The 14,498-nt window shown below is 63.5% G+C and carries 11 protein-coding genes; 10 read left to right on the forward strand and 1 reads right to left on the reverse strand.

The genetic code is table 11. The features are described from left to right. Positions 1-575: 575 nt before the first annotated feature. Genes B3B04_RS09175 through leuB form a run of 7 tightly spaced genes read left to right on the forward strand, consistent with a single transcriptional unit; the run spans position 576 to position 8,451 of the window. Positions 576-2,327 carry a dihydroxy-acid dehydratase gene (locus tag B3B04_RS09175; RefSeq protein ID WP_292042131.1) on the forward strand — a complete coding sequence of 584 codons (1,752 nt, stop codon included), beginning with the start codon at positions 576-578 and terminating at the stop codon, positions 2,325-2,327. Positions 2,328-2,330: 3 nt separating this feature from the next. Next, a complete protein-coding gene (ilvC, locus tag B3B04_RS09180; protein ID WP_292042133.1) occupies positions 2,331-3,344 on the forward strand; it encodes a ketol-acid reductoisomerase in 1,014 nt (337 codons plus the stop codon). A 29-nt stretch (positions 3,345-3,373) separates the two neighbouring features. Next, positions 3,374-5,083: an acetolactate synthase 2 catalytic subunit gene (gene ilvG / locus B3B04_RS09185; RefSeq protein WP_292042135.1), complete on the forward strand. Its 1,710-nt coding sequence runs from the start codon at positions 3,374-3,376 to the stop codon at positions 5,081-5,083. Further along, positions 5,080-5,328, forward strand: a complete 249-nt coding sequence (locus tag B3B04_RS09190; RefSeq protein WP_292042137.1) for an ACT domain-containing protein — start codon at positions 5,080-5,082, stop codon at positions 5,326-5,328. The genes ilvG and B3B04_RS09190 overlap by 4 nt, the downstream gene beginning before the upstream one ends. A gap of 11 nt (positions 5,329-5,339) precedes the next feature. Next, positions 5,340-6,755, forward strand: coding sequence for a 3-isopropylmalate dehydratase large subunit (gene leuC / locus B3B04_RS09195; protein ID WP_292042139.1), 1,416 nt, complete (start codon positions 5,340-5,342; stop codon positions 6,753-6,755). Then, positions 6,755-7,354, forward strand: a complete 600-nt coding sequence (gene leuD, locus B3B04_RS09200; RefSeq protein WP_422653064.1) for a 3-isopropylmalate dehydratase small subunit — start codon at positions 6,755-6,757, stop codon at positions 7,352-7,354. Before leuC ends, leuD begins: the two co-directional genes overlap by 1 nt. After that, positions 7,351-8,451, forward strand: coding sequence for a 3-isopropylmalate dehydrogenase (gene leuB, locus B3B04_RS09205; protein WP_292042141.1), 1,101 nt, complete (start codon positions 7,351-7,353; stop codon positions 8,449-8,451). Before leuD ends, leuB begins: the two co-directional genes overlap by 4 nt. 63 nt (positions 8,452-8,514) lie before the next feature. Here the strand turns inward: leuB and B3B04_RS09210 are convergent, their stop codons facing one another. After that, positions 8,515-9,108: a TetR/AcrR family transcriptional regulator gene (locus tag B3B04_RS09210; RefSeq protein ID WP_292042143.1), complete on the reverse strand. Its 594-nt coding sequence runs from the start codon at positions 9,106-9,108 to the stop codon at positions 8,515-8,517. Between the two features lie 165 nt (positions 9,109-9,273). On the opposite strand from B3B04_RS09210, the gene B3B04_RS09215 reads away from it, so the two are divergent. The 3 genes from B3B04_RS09215 to B3B04_RS09225 form a co-directional block, all read left to right on the forward strand. Continuing rightward, complete coding sequence (locus B3B04_RS09215; protein WP_292042145.1) at positions 9,274-10,458, forward strand: efflux RND transporter periplasmic adaptor subunit; 1,185 nt, start codon at positions 9,274-9,276, stop codon at positions 10,456-10,458. Positions 10,459-10,488: 30 nt separating this feature from the next. Beyond that, the gene (locus B3B04_RS09220; RefSeq protein WP_292042147.1) at positions 10,489-13,764 is read left to right on the forward strand and encodes an efflux RND transporter permease subunit; all 3,276 of its coding nucleotides are present in this window, start codon (positions 10,489-10,491) and stop codon (positions 13,762-13,764) included. Beyond that, positions 13,764-14,498: TolC family protein (locus tag B3B04_RS09225; protein ID WP_292042149.1), on the forward strand; the 735-nt coding region annotated here is incomplete at its 3' end. The genes B3B04_RS09220 and B3B04_RS09225, both read left to right, overlap by 1 nt.

Here is a 14,498-nt window from a genome sequence, read left to right on the forward strand (position 1 = left end):
CGCCGAGCGAGGCGGCTGTATACGTAGAGGCCGCCGAGACCACAACCCCTATTTCATGAAAGTTCCAAAAAACCGACAAAGCGCTGTTCACTTTATAGACGGGACAGAGCGCACTCTTGCTGCGCTCGGTGGATTTTGCACCGCAACAACACGATAGCGGATAAATTTTTGCGCAAGATACCGAAATGGTTGCATTCTCGTGACCTCATAATGCGGCCAAGTCAGCATTTGAGGTGCTTTTTTGCGCAGGCGGCCTCATTTTGGGTTGCAATGCCCACAAGCCGTCGGCATAACACTGGCGACTTAACAAGGTTCTCCCCGTGACCCAGCGCGAGCACATGACTGCGAAAGGCCTGACCGCATTTATTGCGTCGTCTCCGGTCGTGCCTGCTGCTGGGCGCCTCTTCGTACTCGTATCGGTACTTATTCTCCCGCTCCGACGAGCGGTGTGGACGCCTGCGACCTGACATAAAACAAAGACAGTCAGAACCGCCTGCCCACCCCGCTCCGAAACCGGATGCGGGGTTTTTCATGTCGCCAGCCTCCCACCTCTCCCTTTCCAAGACGAAATCCTGATGACCCAGTCAAACGATCCTAAGAACAAGCCCAACGCCCGAAGCGCCTCGGTAACCGAGGGCGCGAGCCGTGCGGCGGCGCGTTCGTACCTGCGCGCAGCAGGCATGCGGGACGCGGATTTCAAAAAGCCGATGATCGGGATCGTGAACACCTGGTCGACGGTCACCCCTTGCAACATGCATTTGGACCGTCTGGCCCAGGATGTGCGTCAGGGTGTCATAGATGCGGGCGGCTGGCCGGTGGATTTCAACACCATCGTCGTCACCGACGGGATCTCGATGGGCACGCCGGGGATGAAGGCCTCGCTGATCAGCCGCGAGGTTGTGGCTGACTCCATCGAGCTGGCGATCGAGGGGCACCAGCTGGACGGCGTGGTCTGCATCGTTGGCTGCGACAAGACCATTCCGGCTGCGGCCATGGCGCTGGCGCGTCTGGATATACCGGGTCTGGTCTATTACGGCGGCACCATCATGCCGGGCCGCATCGACGGTCAGGAAGTTTCGGTTCAGGAAGTCTTCGAGGCCATCGGGGCCCACGGGGCCGGAACGCTGGACGATGCTGGCCTGAAAAAGGTCGAGAGCGCAGTTTGCCCCGGTGCCGGTGCCTGCGGTGGACAGTTCACCGCCAACACCATGGCCATGGCCCTGTCGATGATGGGCTTCTCGCCCATGGGGGCCAATGACGTTCCCGCGGTCGATCCGGACAAGGCTGCCGAAGGTTATCGCTGCGGCCTGTTGGCGGTGGAGCGCGTGTTCGCCGGTGACAACGCCCGCAAATACATCACCCGCGCCAGCTTGAAGAATGCTGCCATCGCCTGCTCGGCGTCCGGCGGTTCAACCAATGCCGTGATGCACCTGACGGCGATTGCCGCCGAGGCTGGTGTCGATTTCGGCATCGAGGACTGCCATCAAGCTTGTGTCGAAGCTCCGGTCATCTGTGACCTGAAGCCAGGCGGCCGTTTCCTGGCCTCGCATCTGTATGTTGCGGGCGGTACCCGTCTGGTCGCCAAGCGTCTGGCTGAAGCGGGCAAGATCATCAACACCCCGACCGTCTCGGGGATCAGCCTGTTTGCCGAAGCGGCCAAGGCCGAAGAAGCACCGGGCCAACAGGTTGTCACTACCATCGACAATCCGGTCATGGCGCGCGGCTCCTATGCCGTCATCTATGGTAAGGTCGCCCCTGAAGGCGCGATCATCAAACTGACCGGCCACAAGGTCGACCGCTTTACCGGTCCGGCCAAGGTTTACGACTCCGAAGAGGATGCGTTTGCCGCCGTCCAGTCGGGCGAGGCCGGGGAAGGCGATGTCATCATCATCCGCTACGAAGGCCCCAAGGGTGGCCCGGGCATGCGCGAGATGCTGCAGATCACCGCTGCCCTGAAAGGTCGCAAGGTCGAGAACGTGGCCCTGCTGACCGATGGCCGTTTCTCGGGCGCATCCTATGGCTTCGTTGCGGGCCACATCTCGCCGGAAGCCGCTGTCGGTGGCCCGATCGCCCTGATCGAGACCGGCGACACCATCACCATCGACGTCACCAACCGTCGCATCGATACCGATGCCGACCTGACGGCCCGCCGCGCCGCCTTCACCCTGCGCGAACTGCGCGAGGCCCGCGGCGTCTTTGCCAAATACCGCGCCAGCGTCGCTTCGGCCTCGCAGGGTGCTGTGACCATCCCGAACCCGCCACCGGCCCAAACGCCGGATCGCTACCAAGCCATCGCCAACACCGACACCGTTTCCGAGGACGCCTGACCCATGGCCATCACCATCTATACCAACGACGACATCAAGCCGGGCGCCATCGCTGGCGAGAAGATCGCCATCATCGGCTACGGCTCGCAAGGCCGCGCCCATGCCCAGAACCTGAAGGACTCCGGCCACGACGTGATCGTCGGCGTCCGTCACGGCGGCACCGGCTGGAAGCACGCCACCGAAGACGGTCTGCCGACCGCAGAGCCCGCCGAAGCCGTCAAGGATGCCGACATCATCGCCATCCTGACACCGGACATGGTTCAGGCCGACGTCTATAAAGAGGTCATCGAGCCGAACGCCAAGAAGGGCTCGGCCCTGCTGTTCGCCCACGGCTTCTCGATCATCTATGGCCGCATCACCCCGCGTGAGGACATGGACGTGATCCTGGTCGCGCCGAAGGGTCCGGGCGATCTGGTTCGCCGCGAGTTCCAGCGTGGCCGCGGCGTGCCGTCGCTGTTCGCCATCGAAAAGGACGTCACCGGCAAGGCGCGCGACCGTGCCATGGGCTATGCCAAGGGTAACGGCGGTGCGACCGGCGGCCTGCTGGAAACCACTTTCCGCGAAGAGACCGAGACCGATCTGTTCGGTGAACAGGCCGTCCTGTGCGGCGGTGCCAAGGAACTGGTCATTCGTGGTTTCAACACCCTGGTCGAGGCTGGCTACCAGCCGGAGATCGCCTATTTCGAATGCCTGCACGAGCTGAAGCTGATCGTGGATCTGTTCTACGAAGGCGGCATCTCCAAGATGCACCACTTCATCTCCGAGACCGCCAAATGGGGCGCTCTGGTTTCCGGTCCGCGCGTCATCAATGACGAAACCGCAGACCGTATGAAGGATGTCCTGTCCGACATCCAGTCGGGCGAGTTCGCCCGTCGCTGGATCGAAGAGAATGAGCAAGGCAAGCCCGAGTACGAGCGCCTGATGCAGGTCGACCGCGACACCCAGATCGAAGAGGTCGGTGCTCGTCTGCGTGAACGTATGGCCTGGCTGCAAGCCAGCAAACCCAAAGCCGCCTAATCGGCCTTCCTCCCCGGAACCCCGCCCAGATGACCGTTGATACTATCGAAATGCCCGCCAACGAGACCACCGCGCACACCGGTGCCAGCCTCGTCGTCTCCACTTTGGAGCGTATGGGCGTGGAGGTCGTATTCGGTTATCCGGGCGGGGCCATTATGCCGATCTATGACGCCTTGGCTGGCTCGTCCTTGCGTCACTATCTGTGCCGCCACGAGCAAGGTGCCGCCTTTGCTGCCGATGCCTACGCCCGTGTCTCGGGTAAGGTCGGCGTCTGTATGGCCACCTCTGGCCCCGGCGCGACCAATCTGGTCACCGGCATCGCCAATGCCATGCTGGACTCCGTTCCCATGGTCTGCATCACCGGCAATGTTCCGCAGGGCGTCATGGGCACGGATGCGTTTCAGGAAGTCGACATCATGGGCGTGACCATGCCCTTGGTGAAGCATTCCTATCTGGTTCGCGATGCCGCCGATGTTCCGGCCATTCTGGAAGAGGCCTTCCATATTGCCCGTTCGGGCCGCCCCGGTCCGGTTCTGGTTGACCTGCCCAAGGACATCCAGTTCCAGGCCGCGCCGCATCCGCACCCCTATCGTCTGCCGAATGACAACCACATCGCAGACTCCGCTTCGATCCGCGCCGCCGCAGAGGCGATCCGCGCGGCCAAGCGCCCCATTCTGTATATCGGCGGCGGCGTGAAGATCTCCGGCGCGACCGAAGCCGTCCGCGCCTTTGCTGCGGAGACCGGTATCCCGCAGGTTTCGACCCTGAATGCGCTGGGCACCATCCCGACAGGTCAGGACAACTATCTGGGCATGCTGGGCATGCACGGTACCCGCGCGGCCAATGATGCGGTGCAGGCGTCCGACCTGCTGATCGTTGTCGGTGCGCGCTTCGATGACCGCGCCACCGGCAAGCTGGCCGAGTTCGCCCCCAATGCGGGCGTCATCCACTTTGACGTCGATGCCTCCGAGATCGGCAAGCTGCGCCCTGTCGCGGTGCCGGTCGTCGGTGATCTGCGCCCCAATCTGGAAGCGCTGAACCGCGAACTGCAATCGGGTCCCGCCATTCAGGTTCGGGATTGGGCCGACCAGTGCCGCGCCGACATGGCCGCCTGTGCGGTTAATTATAATGCACCGGGTGACAGCATCTATGCGCCCGCCCTGCTGAACGAGCTGTCCAAGAAGGCTGGCCCCTCCTTCGTCGCCGCCTGTGATGTGGGCCAGCACCAGATGTGGGTCGCCCAGCATTGCGAGTTCGACCGTCCGCAAGCCCACATCACCTCGGGTGGTCTGGGGGCCATGGGCTTTGGTCTGCCGGCAGGCATCGGTGCCAAGCTGGCCGAGCCGGACGCCTGCGTTGTCACCATCACCGGAGACGGCGGCGTCATGATGAACATTCAGGAACTGGCGACGGTGAACCGTTTCCAGATTCCGCTGAAGATTGTCCTGCTGGACAATTCGCGTCTGGGCATGGTGCGCCAGTGGCAGGAGTTCTTCTTCGAGCGAAACTTCTCCGAGGTCGATCTGTCCGACAACCCCGACTTCGTGAAGGTGGCCGAGGCTTTCGGCATTCCGGCCTTCCGTATCGAAAATCGCGATCAGGTTTCCGAGGGTATCGACCGCCTGCTGGCGACCGACGGTCCGATCCTGATGCACGTCATTATCGACCCTGAAGACAATGTCTGGCCGCTCGTACCGCCGGGCAAGAACAACTCTGAAATGATGGAGGGCTCGCGATGAGCAACACGATCCACATCCAGATCGACCGTGCCGACGGCTCGCTTCAGCGTCTGATTGGTCTGGTAGAGCGTCGCGGCTTCGAAATCCACGGTATGAACATGAATGACGCCGGTGATTGGCGCATGCTGGCCCTGACGGTAGCCAGTCGCGACGGCACCCGCTGCATCGACAATCTGGGCCGCCAGATCGACCGCCTGTTTGGTGTGCGCCGCATTGAAAGCGCCGCCACCTCCAACGCTGCCTGAACCGAGTTAGAATGAGCCAGCCAAAAACTTTGTACGAGAAGGTCTGGGAGCGCCACGTGGTGGTGCCCGAGACGGACGTCACCCCCGGCGTGATGTATGTGGACCTGCATCTGGTCCATGAGGTCACCTCGCCACAGGCGTTTGCCGAACTGGACGCGCGCGGCCTCAAGGTGCGCCGTCCGGACCGGACCTTTGCGACGCTGGACCATTCCACCCCCACCCTGCCCGCTGGTCCGGACGGCAAGCGTCCCTATGTGACCGCTCAGGCCCAAAAGCAGGTCGAAACGCTGGAGGCCAACACCCGCCGCCATGGCATCGAACTGGCAGGCTGGGACAGTGACCAGCGCGGCGTGGTTCACGTCATGGGCCCCGAACAGGGCCTGACCCAGCCGGGCATGACGGTCGTCTGCGGTGACAGCCACACCGCCACCCATGGTGCGTTCGGCGCTCTGGCCTTTGGCATCGGCACGTCGGAAGTCGGTCACGTACTGGCCACCCAGTGCCTGCTGCAGCGCAAGGCCAAGACCCTGCGCGTCACCGTTGAGGGCGAACTGCAACCGGGCGTGTCGGGCAAGGATGTGGCGCTGGCCATCATCGCCAAGATCGGCTTTGGCGGTGGCACCGGCTATGTGATCGAATATGCGGGCTCGGCCATCCGTTCGCTGGACATGGAAGGGCGCATGACCCTGTGCAACATGTCCATCGAGGCGGGTGCCCGTGCAGGCATGATCGCGCCGGACCAGACCACCATCGACTGGCTGCGCGGCCGCCGCTTTGTGCCCGCCGACTATGAGGCCGCAGCCAAGGACTGGCTGTCGCTGGCCACCGATGAAGGCGCGATCTTCGACAAGGAAGTGTATCTGGACGGATCAAGCATCCGCCCCATGGCGACGTGGGGCACGACGCCCGATGCCGCTGCCCCCATCGGCACCCCTGCCCCGCAGCCGCAGTCGGAATCGGATGCCAAGGCACTGGCCTATATGGGCTTCACCGCCGGTGAAGTGACCACCAAGGAAAAGGTCGACGTCGTCTTCGTCGGCTCCTGCACCAATGGCCGCCTGACGGACATGCGCGTGGTCGCCGACATTCTGAAGGGCCGCAAGGTCGCCGACGGTGTGCGTATGCTGGTGGTCCCCGGCTCCGAAGCCGTGCGCCAGCAGGCCGAAGCCGAGGGCATCCACAAAGTCGTCACCGCCGCCGGTGCCGAATGGCGCATTCCGGGCTGTTCAATGTGCATTGCCATGAACGGCGATGTGGTGGGCGAGGGCCAATTGTGCGTCTCGACTTCCAACCGCAATTTCGAAGGCCGTCAGGGCAAGGGCGCGCGCACCATTCTGGCCAGCCCCGCCACTGCCGCCGCCAGTGCCATCGCCGGTCATCTGGCCGATCCGCGCGACTATGCCGCCCTGCAGGAGGAGACCGCCTGATGGAACCGTTCAAGACACTGACGTCCAAGGTTCTGGTCCTGTCGCAGGCCAATATCGACACCGACCAGATCATTCCGGCCCGCTTCCTGACCACCACCACCCGTGAAGGTCTGGGCAAACACGCCTTTAACGACTGGCGCTATGAGGCCGATGGTTCGGTCAAGCCGGAGTCGGTGCTGAACCGCATCGACCCCAGCGAACACCGCATTCTGTTGGGCGGACCGAACTTTGCCTGCGGTTCCTCGCGCGAGCACGCGCCGTGGGCCCTGCTGGACTATGGCTTCAGAGCCGTGATCTCGACCGAGATCGCCGACATCTTCACCTCCAATGCGCTGAAGAACGGCCTGTTACCCATCGTGGTCAGCCAGGAGGTCTGGGACGATCTGGCCCAGAACCAGAACCAGCCGGTCACCATCGATCTGGAGAACAACCAGATCCAGCGCGGCAATGCCGAGCCGGTGTCCTTCACCGTCGACAGCTTTGCCCGCCAGTGTCTGATCGACGGCGTCGACACCTTTGGCTGGCTGATGGCCCGCGACGAACAGATTTCGTCTTTTGAATCCACCCGTAAAGACCCCAAACCGGAGATCGCACGATGAGCGACAAGCGCACCTTCAACATCGTCGTCCTGCCGGGCGATGGCGTCGGCCCCGAAGTCACCAAGGCCGCCCAGCGCGTCCTGACCTGCGTGGGCGACATCTATGGCCACCGTTTCGACTTCTCCGAGCATCTGATCGGCGGCGCGGCTATCGACGCGACCGGTGAGCCCCTGCCCGCTGCAACCCGTGATGCCTGTGTCGCTGCCGATGCCGTGCTGCTGGGCGCGGTGGGTGATCCCAAATATGACGGCAAGCCGGTACGCCCCGAGCAGGGCCTGCTGGCGATCCGCAAGGCCATGGGCCTGTTTGCCAACCTGCGCCCGTTACAGGTCTCGCCCGCCTTGGCGCACCGCTCGCCGCTGCGCCGCGAAATCGTCGAGGGTGTGGACCTGCTGGTCTTCCGCGAACTGACCGGCGGTGTCTATTTTGGCGAACGCACGCGCACCGACACCTCGGCCTCGGACCTGTGCACCTATACGGTTGAAGAGATCGAACGCGTCACCCGCGCCGCCTTCAAGGCGGCCGAGCAACGCCGTGGCAAGGTCACCTCGGTGGACAAGGCCAATGTGATGGAAACCTCGCGTCTGTGGCGTGAAACGGTCACCCGCATCCACGCCGAAGAGTTCCCGAACATCACGCTGGAACATGCGCTGGTCGACTCCATGGCCATGCACCTGATCCTGCGTCCGCGCGACTATGACGTCATCCTGACCGAGAACATGTTCGGCGACATCCTGTCGGACGAAATCTCGGTACTGGGCGGCTCTATCGGCCTGCTGCCGTCGGCCTCGCTGGGTTCTGACGGTCCGGGCCTGTTCGAGCCGATCCACGGTTCGGCCCCCGATATCGCAGGACAGGAAAAGGCCAATCCGATTGGGACCATTCTGTCGGCGGCCATGATGCTGCGTCACAGCTTCCAACTGGACGACGAGGCCTGCTCGATCGAGGCGGCCGTGGCTGCGGTTCAGGCGTCCAATCAGGTGACCCGCGATCTGGGCGGCGATCTGGGCACCGAAGCGGCCACGCGCGCTGTGGTGGACGCTATCCGCGCCATCCACTGGGCGGCAGCCCGCCACGTACCGATGCACTGGGCCTGATCGTCTATCGTTCTATAAACGACCGAAAATAAAAGGGCGGCCCCATCGGGTCCGCCCTTTTTCTTATCCGTCCAGAAGGCCTTGAAGCGCCGTAGCCATCCTTTTGGCCAAGGCCTCCTGCTCGTCCCGCGGCATGGAGGAGAAGCCATTGGTCAGTTCCCGGCTGATGGCCATCCCCATGATAAGACCGGCGACCAGGCGCGCGCGCACGGCGGCGTCATCGCCCCCGATCCATTCGGTCAGCGGATCAAAGAAACGGGCATTGGAGGTCTTCTGGACCACATCCATGGCCTTGGCCGAACCAATAGAGCGCAGCAGGATCAAGAGCCCGCCGAGGCGGTTGGCATTACAGTCGTCCGAGCCGTCGTCATACTCGCCAAAGACCACTTCCCGCGACACGCGACGGCCAAAGTCGTCGCGCTGCCCGTCCATGAGATCGCGACCGTTCTTGCAGCTGTCCAGAACCTCTACGAACAGGTCTTCTTTCGAGCCGAAATAGCGCGACACCAGCGCGGCATCGACGCCCACATCACGCGCCACATCGCGCATGCCGACATCTTCGTAACTTTGCGCGGTAAAACGTTCACGTGCCGCATCTAGAATGGCCTGACGGGTGGCGACGGCATTACGCGGACGGGATATCGACGTGGCGACCAATGGACCCAGTTCTCCAAAAACCTTTCCATCAGTATGGGCTTGTCATCAGCCGTTGACAAGTGGCTGCCTTCTACGCTTTAAGTCCACGCCTGTTGACTGGGCGCCCCCTCCCTTTTTGCGCGTTCAGTCAGTTACTCGACGTCTATACCCCAGGAGAATGCGCCGATGCGCACGGTTAAGATCGCGGTCGCGTCTGTCTTGATGACAGCCGCCCTCTACGGCTGCTCAAAAGGACAAGAGGGCCCGCAGCAAGGCCCCGCACCGGTAACGGTGGCCGCCCCGCTGTCGCAAAAAGTCGTTGACTGGGACGAGTTCACGGGTCGCTTCGAGGCCACCCGCAGCGTGGACGTGCGTGCGCGCGTCGGCGGCTATATCCAGAGCGTCCACTTCAAGGATGGCGACTTCGTCCGTCAGGGCCAGCTGCTGTTCACCCTCGACCAGCGCCCGGCTCAGGCCGCACTGGCCGCCGCCCGCGCCCAACTGGGTCAGGCACAGGCCCAACTGGGTCTCGCCAAGGCCGATCTGGCCCGCGCCGAAGGTCTGCTGGCCTCGCAAGCGGTGTCGCAAGCCGAGTACGACGCCAAGAAGGCTGCTGTCGAGACTGCCGAGGCCGCCGTGGCTTCGGCCAATGCTGCCATCCGCTCGCGCACGCTGGAACTCGAGTTCACCCGCGTGACGGCTCCGATTTCGGGCCGCATCTCGGATCGCCGCGTCGATCCGGGCAACCTGATCGGCGGCGGATCGTCCGCCGGTGATGTCCTGACGACCATCGTCTCCTCCTCGCCGATCTATTTCGTGTTTGATGGCTCCGAAGCGACGGCCCTGAAGTATCAGCGCCAATCGGCCAGCGGTGCCGTGCCGATCAAGGTCCGCCTGCAAGACGAGACCGAGTTCACCCACGAAGGCCGTCTGGACTTCACCGACAACACCATCGATCCCAACTCGGGCACCATCCGCCTGCGCGCCGTGCTGCAGAACGCCAATGGCTTCCTGCGTCCGGGCATGTACGGCCACGCCCAACTGGCCGGTGCCGCCGAGTACCAAGCCATGCTGGTGCCGGAAACCGCCATCGTCGCCGATGGTCCGCGCCGCGTGGTCTATGTGGTCGACAAGGAAGGTACTGTCGGCGTGAAGCCGGTTCAGACCGGCCCGATCGTCAATGGTCTGCGCGTGATCCGCACCGGTCTGGTGCCGGATGACCGCGTGATCATCAATGGCCTGCAACGCGCCCGACCGGGTGCCAAGGTCCAACCGCAAAATGGCGAGATCAAACCGGTCGACGCCGAACCGAATGCCGCCCCGACGACCCCAGCACCGACCGCTTCGTCGGCCAGCTTCGTCAACGGCTAAGGGAGAGCAGGCCACGGCCGGAATCCAACCATGAATTTCTCCCGCTTTTTCATCGATAGACCGATCTTCGCGATCGTTATCGCCACCTTCATCACCCTGATCGGTGCCTTCGCCTATCCGAGCCTGCCGGTTGCGCAGTATCCGGATATCGCCCCGCCCACGATCAGCATCAACACCGCCTATGCCGGTGCGTCGGCAGAGACGCTGGCCGAGACGGTGGCTGCGCCGATCGAACAGGAAGTGAACGGCGTTGAAGGCATGCTCTATCTGTCGTCGTCCTCGACGGCGGATGGTGCAGTGTCCATCACTGTGACCTTCGCCCCGGGTACCGACCTCGATACCGCACAGGTTCTGGTGCAGAACCGCGTGGCTCTGGCCGAGCCTCGCCTGCCCGAAGAAGTGCGCCGCGTCGGCGTGGTGGTGAACAAACAGTCCAGCGGCTTCCTGCTGCTGGCTGCTCTGACCTCCACCGACCCGACCATCGACACCACCTATCTGGGTAACCTTGCCAACTCGACCGTGCGCGACCGTCTGTTGCGTCTGGAAGGCGTGGGCGCGGTTCAGGTGTTCGGTGGCGGCAACTACGCCATGCGTATCTGGATCGACCCGAACAAGGCCGCCGCCCTGAACCTGACGGCTCAGGACATCGTCGGTGCCCTGCAGGCCCAGAACATTCAGGCCGCAGCCGGTTCGCTGGGTCAGGCTCCGCTGCCGGAAAACTCCTCGGCCTTCCAGACCCCGATCGACGTTCAGGGCCGTCTGCAGACGCCTGAAGAGTTCGGCAATGTGGTGATCCGCACAGACGCCGGTGGCCGCTCGGTCCGCCTGCGTGACGTGGCCCGCATCGAGTTGGGTCCGCAGGACTATGGCGTCAACGCCACCTTTGGCGGCAAGCCGGGTATCGGTATCGGCGTGGTGCAGCAACCGGGTGCAAACTCCCTGAGTGCGGCCAAGCTGGTCGAGCAGGAAATGCAGGCTCTGGCCAAGGACTTCCCGGCCGGCGTCGAATACAGCATCCCTTATAACCCGACAGAGTTTACCCAGGCCTCGGTCGACTCGGTGATCCACACCGTGTTCGAAGCCGTCATCCTGGTGGCCATCGTGGTGCTGGTCTTCCTGCAAACCTGGCGCGCGGCCATCATTCCGGTGATCGCCATCCCCGTCGCGCTGGTGGGTACCTTTGCGGTGCTTGCGGCGCTAGGCTACTCGATCAACTCCCTGTCGCTGTTCGCTCTGGTTCTGGCCGTGGGTATCGTCGTCGACGACGCCATCATCGTGGTCGAGAACGTCGAACGCTATATCCGCGAAGGCCTCACCCCGCGTGAAGCTGCCTATCGCTCCATGGCCGAGGTGTCGGGCGCTCTGGTCGCCATCTCGCTGGTGCTGACCGCCGTGTTCGTGCCGACCGCCTTTGTGCCGGGCATTCCGGGTATCTTCTATCGCCAGTTCGCTGTGACCATCGCGTCTTCGACGCTGATCTCGCTGCTGCTGTCGCTGACCCTGTCGCCCGCTATGGCCGCCCTGCTGCTCAAGCCGCACAAGGCCCACGACGAGCATGCCACCCGCAAGCGTGGTGTGCTGGGCACGGTTGGCTATGCCTTTGGCTGGGCCGGTAACAAGTTCAACGAAGGCTTTGACTGGCTGTCCGAAAAGTTCGGTGCCCTGACCGCGCGTCTGGTGCGCATGGCCGGTATCGTGCTGATCGTCTACGCCTGTCTGCTGGCCGTCACCGGCTGGCGTCTGGTCGACACCCCGACCGGCTTTATTCCCGAACAGGACCAAGGTGTTCTGATCGGCGTTATCCAGCTGCCGGCCGGTGCTTCGCTTGAGCGTACGACCGCAGTGCTGAAGCGCGCCGAGGCCATCATCGCGCAGAACCCGAACGTGAACAGCGTGACGGCTCTGGCCGGTCTTGACGGTGCCAGCTTCTCGATGGCGTCCAACGCCGCGACCATGTTTATCGACCTGAAAGACTGGTCCGAACGTCCCAACAAGGATCAGGCCGCAGCGGCTCTGGGTGGTGCCCTGACGGGCGCAGCTGCCCAGATCGAAGAGGCCCAGATCTTCATGCTGTCGCCCCCGCCCGTTCAGGGTCTGGGTACCGGCGGCGGTTTCAAGATGATGATTCAGGACCGCAGCGGCGCGGGCTATAAGGCTCTGGAAGGCGCAACCTTCGCCATGATGGGCGCTGCTGCCCAGAACGGCGATCAGGTGCAGCAGGTGTTCAGCCTGTTCAACACCGCCTCGCCGCGTATTCAGGCCGACATCGACCGCGACAAGGCGCTGATGATGGGCGTGCAACCGTCGCAAGTCTTCGGCACGCTGGGCGTCTATCTGGGCTCGGCCTATGTGAACGACTTCAACTATCTGGGCCGCACCTTCCGTGTGACGGCACAGGCTGAGCCGGCGTACCGCGATGACATCTCGGACATCGCCAATCTGAAGGTCCGTTCGAACTCCGGTGCCATGGTGCCGGTGGGTGCGGTGGCCAACCTGTACGAGTCCTCGGGCCCGTCGCGCGTTGTCCGCTTCAACCTGTTCCCGGCCACCGAACTGCAAGGTCAGGCCGCGCCGGGCGTCTCGTCCGGTCAGGCCATCGCCTTCATGGAAGGTCTGGCGGATCAGGCCCTGCCGGACGGCTTCAGCTATGAGTGGACCGAGCTGGCGTTCCAGGAAAAGGCCTCTGGCGGTTCTGCCGGTGTGATCTTCATTCTGGCCGTGGTGTTCGTCTTCCTCGTGCTGGCGGCCCAGTATGAAGCCTTCACGCTTCCTCTGGCCGTCATCCTGATCGTGCCGATGTGTATTCTGGCGGCCATGATCGGGGTGAACCTGATGGGTCTGGATAACAACATCCTGGTTCAGGTGGGTCTGGTGGTGCTGGTCGGTCTGGCGGCCAAGAACGCCATTCTGATCGTCGAGTTCGCCAAGCAAGCCGAGGACGAACAAGGTCTCAACCGCTTCGACGCCGCCGTTCAGGCTGCTCGCCAGCGTCTGCGTCCGATCCTGATGACGTCGTTTGCCTTCATCTTCGGCGTGGTGCCGCTGGCTGTGGCTACCGGTCCGGGCGCGGAAATGCGTCAGGCGCTGGGTATCTCGGTCGTCTCGGGCATGCTGGGCGTGACCATCTTCGGCCTGATCTTCACGCCGGTCTTCTATGTGGTCTGTCGCTGGATCGCGGGCAAACTGCCCAAGGGTCCGGAAAAGGAACGCGAACTGCCGACCACTTTCGGCTCGACCCCGCATGACCCCTATGACTGGAAAGACGGGGACGAGCTTCCGGCTGGTCCGCGTCAGGGAGACGCTTGATGTCTGCTAAACTTCGTACCCTGCTGACGGCAGCCGGTTCGGCCGCTCTGCTGGCCGCCTGCGCCGTTGGTCCCAAGCCGGTCGATCCGACCGTTCCCCTGTCTGGTCAGGGTGCCTTTATCGGCTCGACCTCGGCCTCGGTTTCGACCGAGGCCGCACGGGAGGACTGGTGGCGTCTGTATAATGATCCGGTTCTGGACGGTCTGGTTGGTCAGGCACTGACCGAGAACAACCAGCTGGAAGCCGCCGCCGCCAATCTGCGGGCCGTGCGTGCCTCCCTGTCGGAAGCCCGCTCCAACCGTTTGCCGTCCACCACGGCGACGGGGGCCTATAACCGCAGCCAGTCCTCGACCATCACCGCGCCGCAAGCCGGTGGGGCCGAACTGCCGGAAGTCGAAACCTACGATGTGGGTCTGGACGTGGCCTATGAGATCGATCTGTTCGGTCGCGTAGAGTCCACTATCCGCGCCGCCCGCGCCGACGCCCGTGCCGCCGAGGCGGCGCTGGAGGTGGTGCGTGTGACCGTGGTGGCCGAAACCACCCGCGCCTACGCCGACACCTGTGCCCTGAACGCACAGGTCGCGGTGGCCGAGCGGAACATCGACCTGCAATCGCAGACGGCAACCCTGACGCAGACCCTGCTGGACGGCGGGATCGGCAATGGTCTGGACGTGGCCCGCGCCCGCGCGGCGCTGGAACAGACCCGCGCCAGCCTGCCGCCGCTGCTGGCGGCG

The sequence above is a fragment of the Brevundimonas sp. UBA5713 genome (assembly GCF_002419815.1).
Lineage (GTDB): Bacteria > Pseudomonadota > Alphaproteobacteria > Caulobacterales > Caulobacteraceae > Brevundimonas.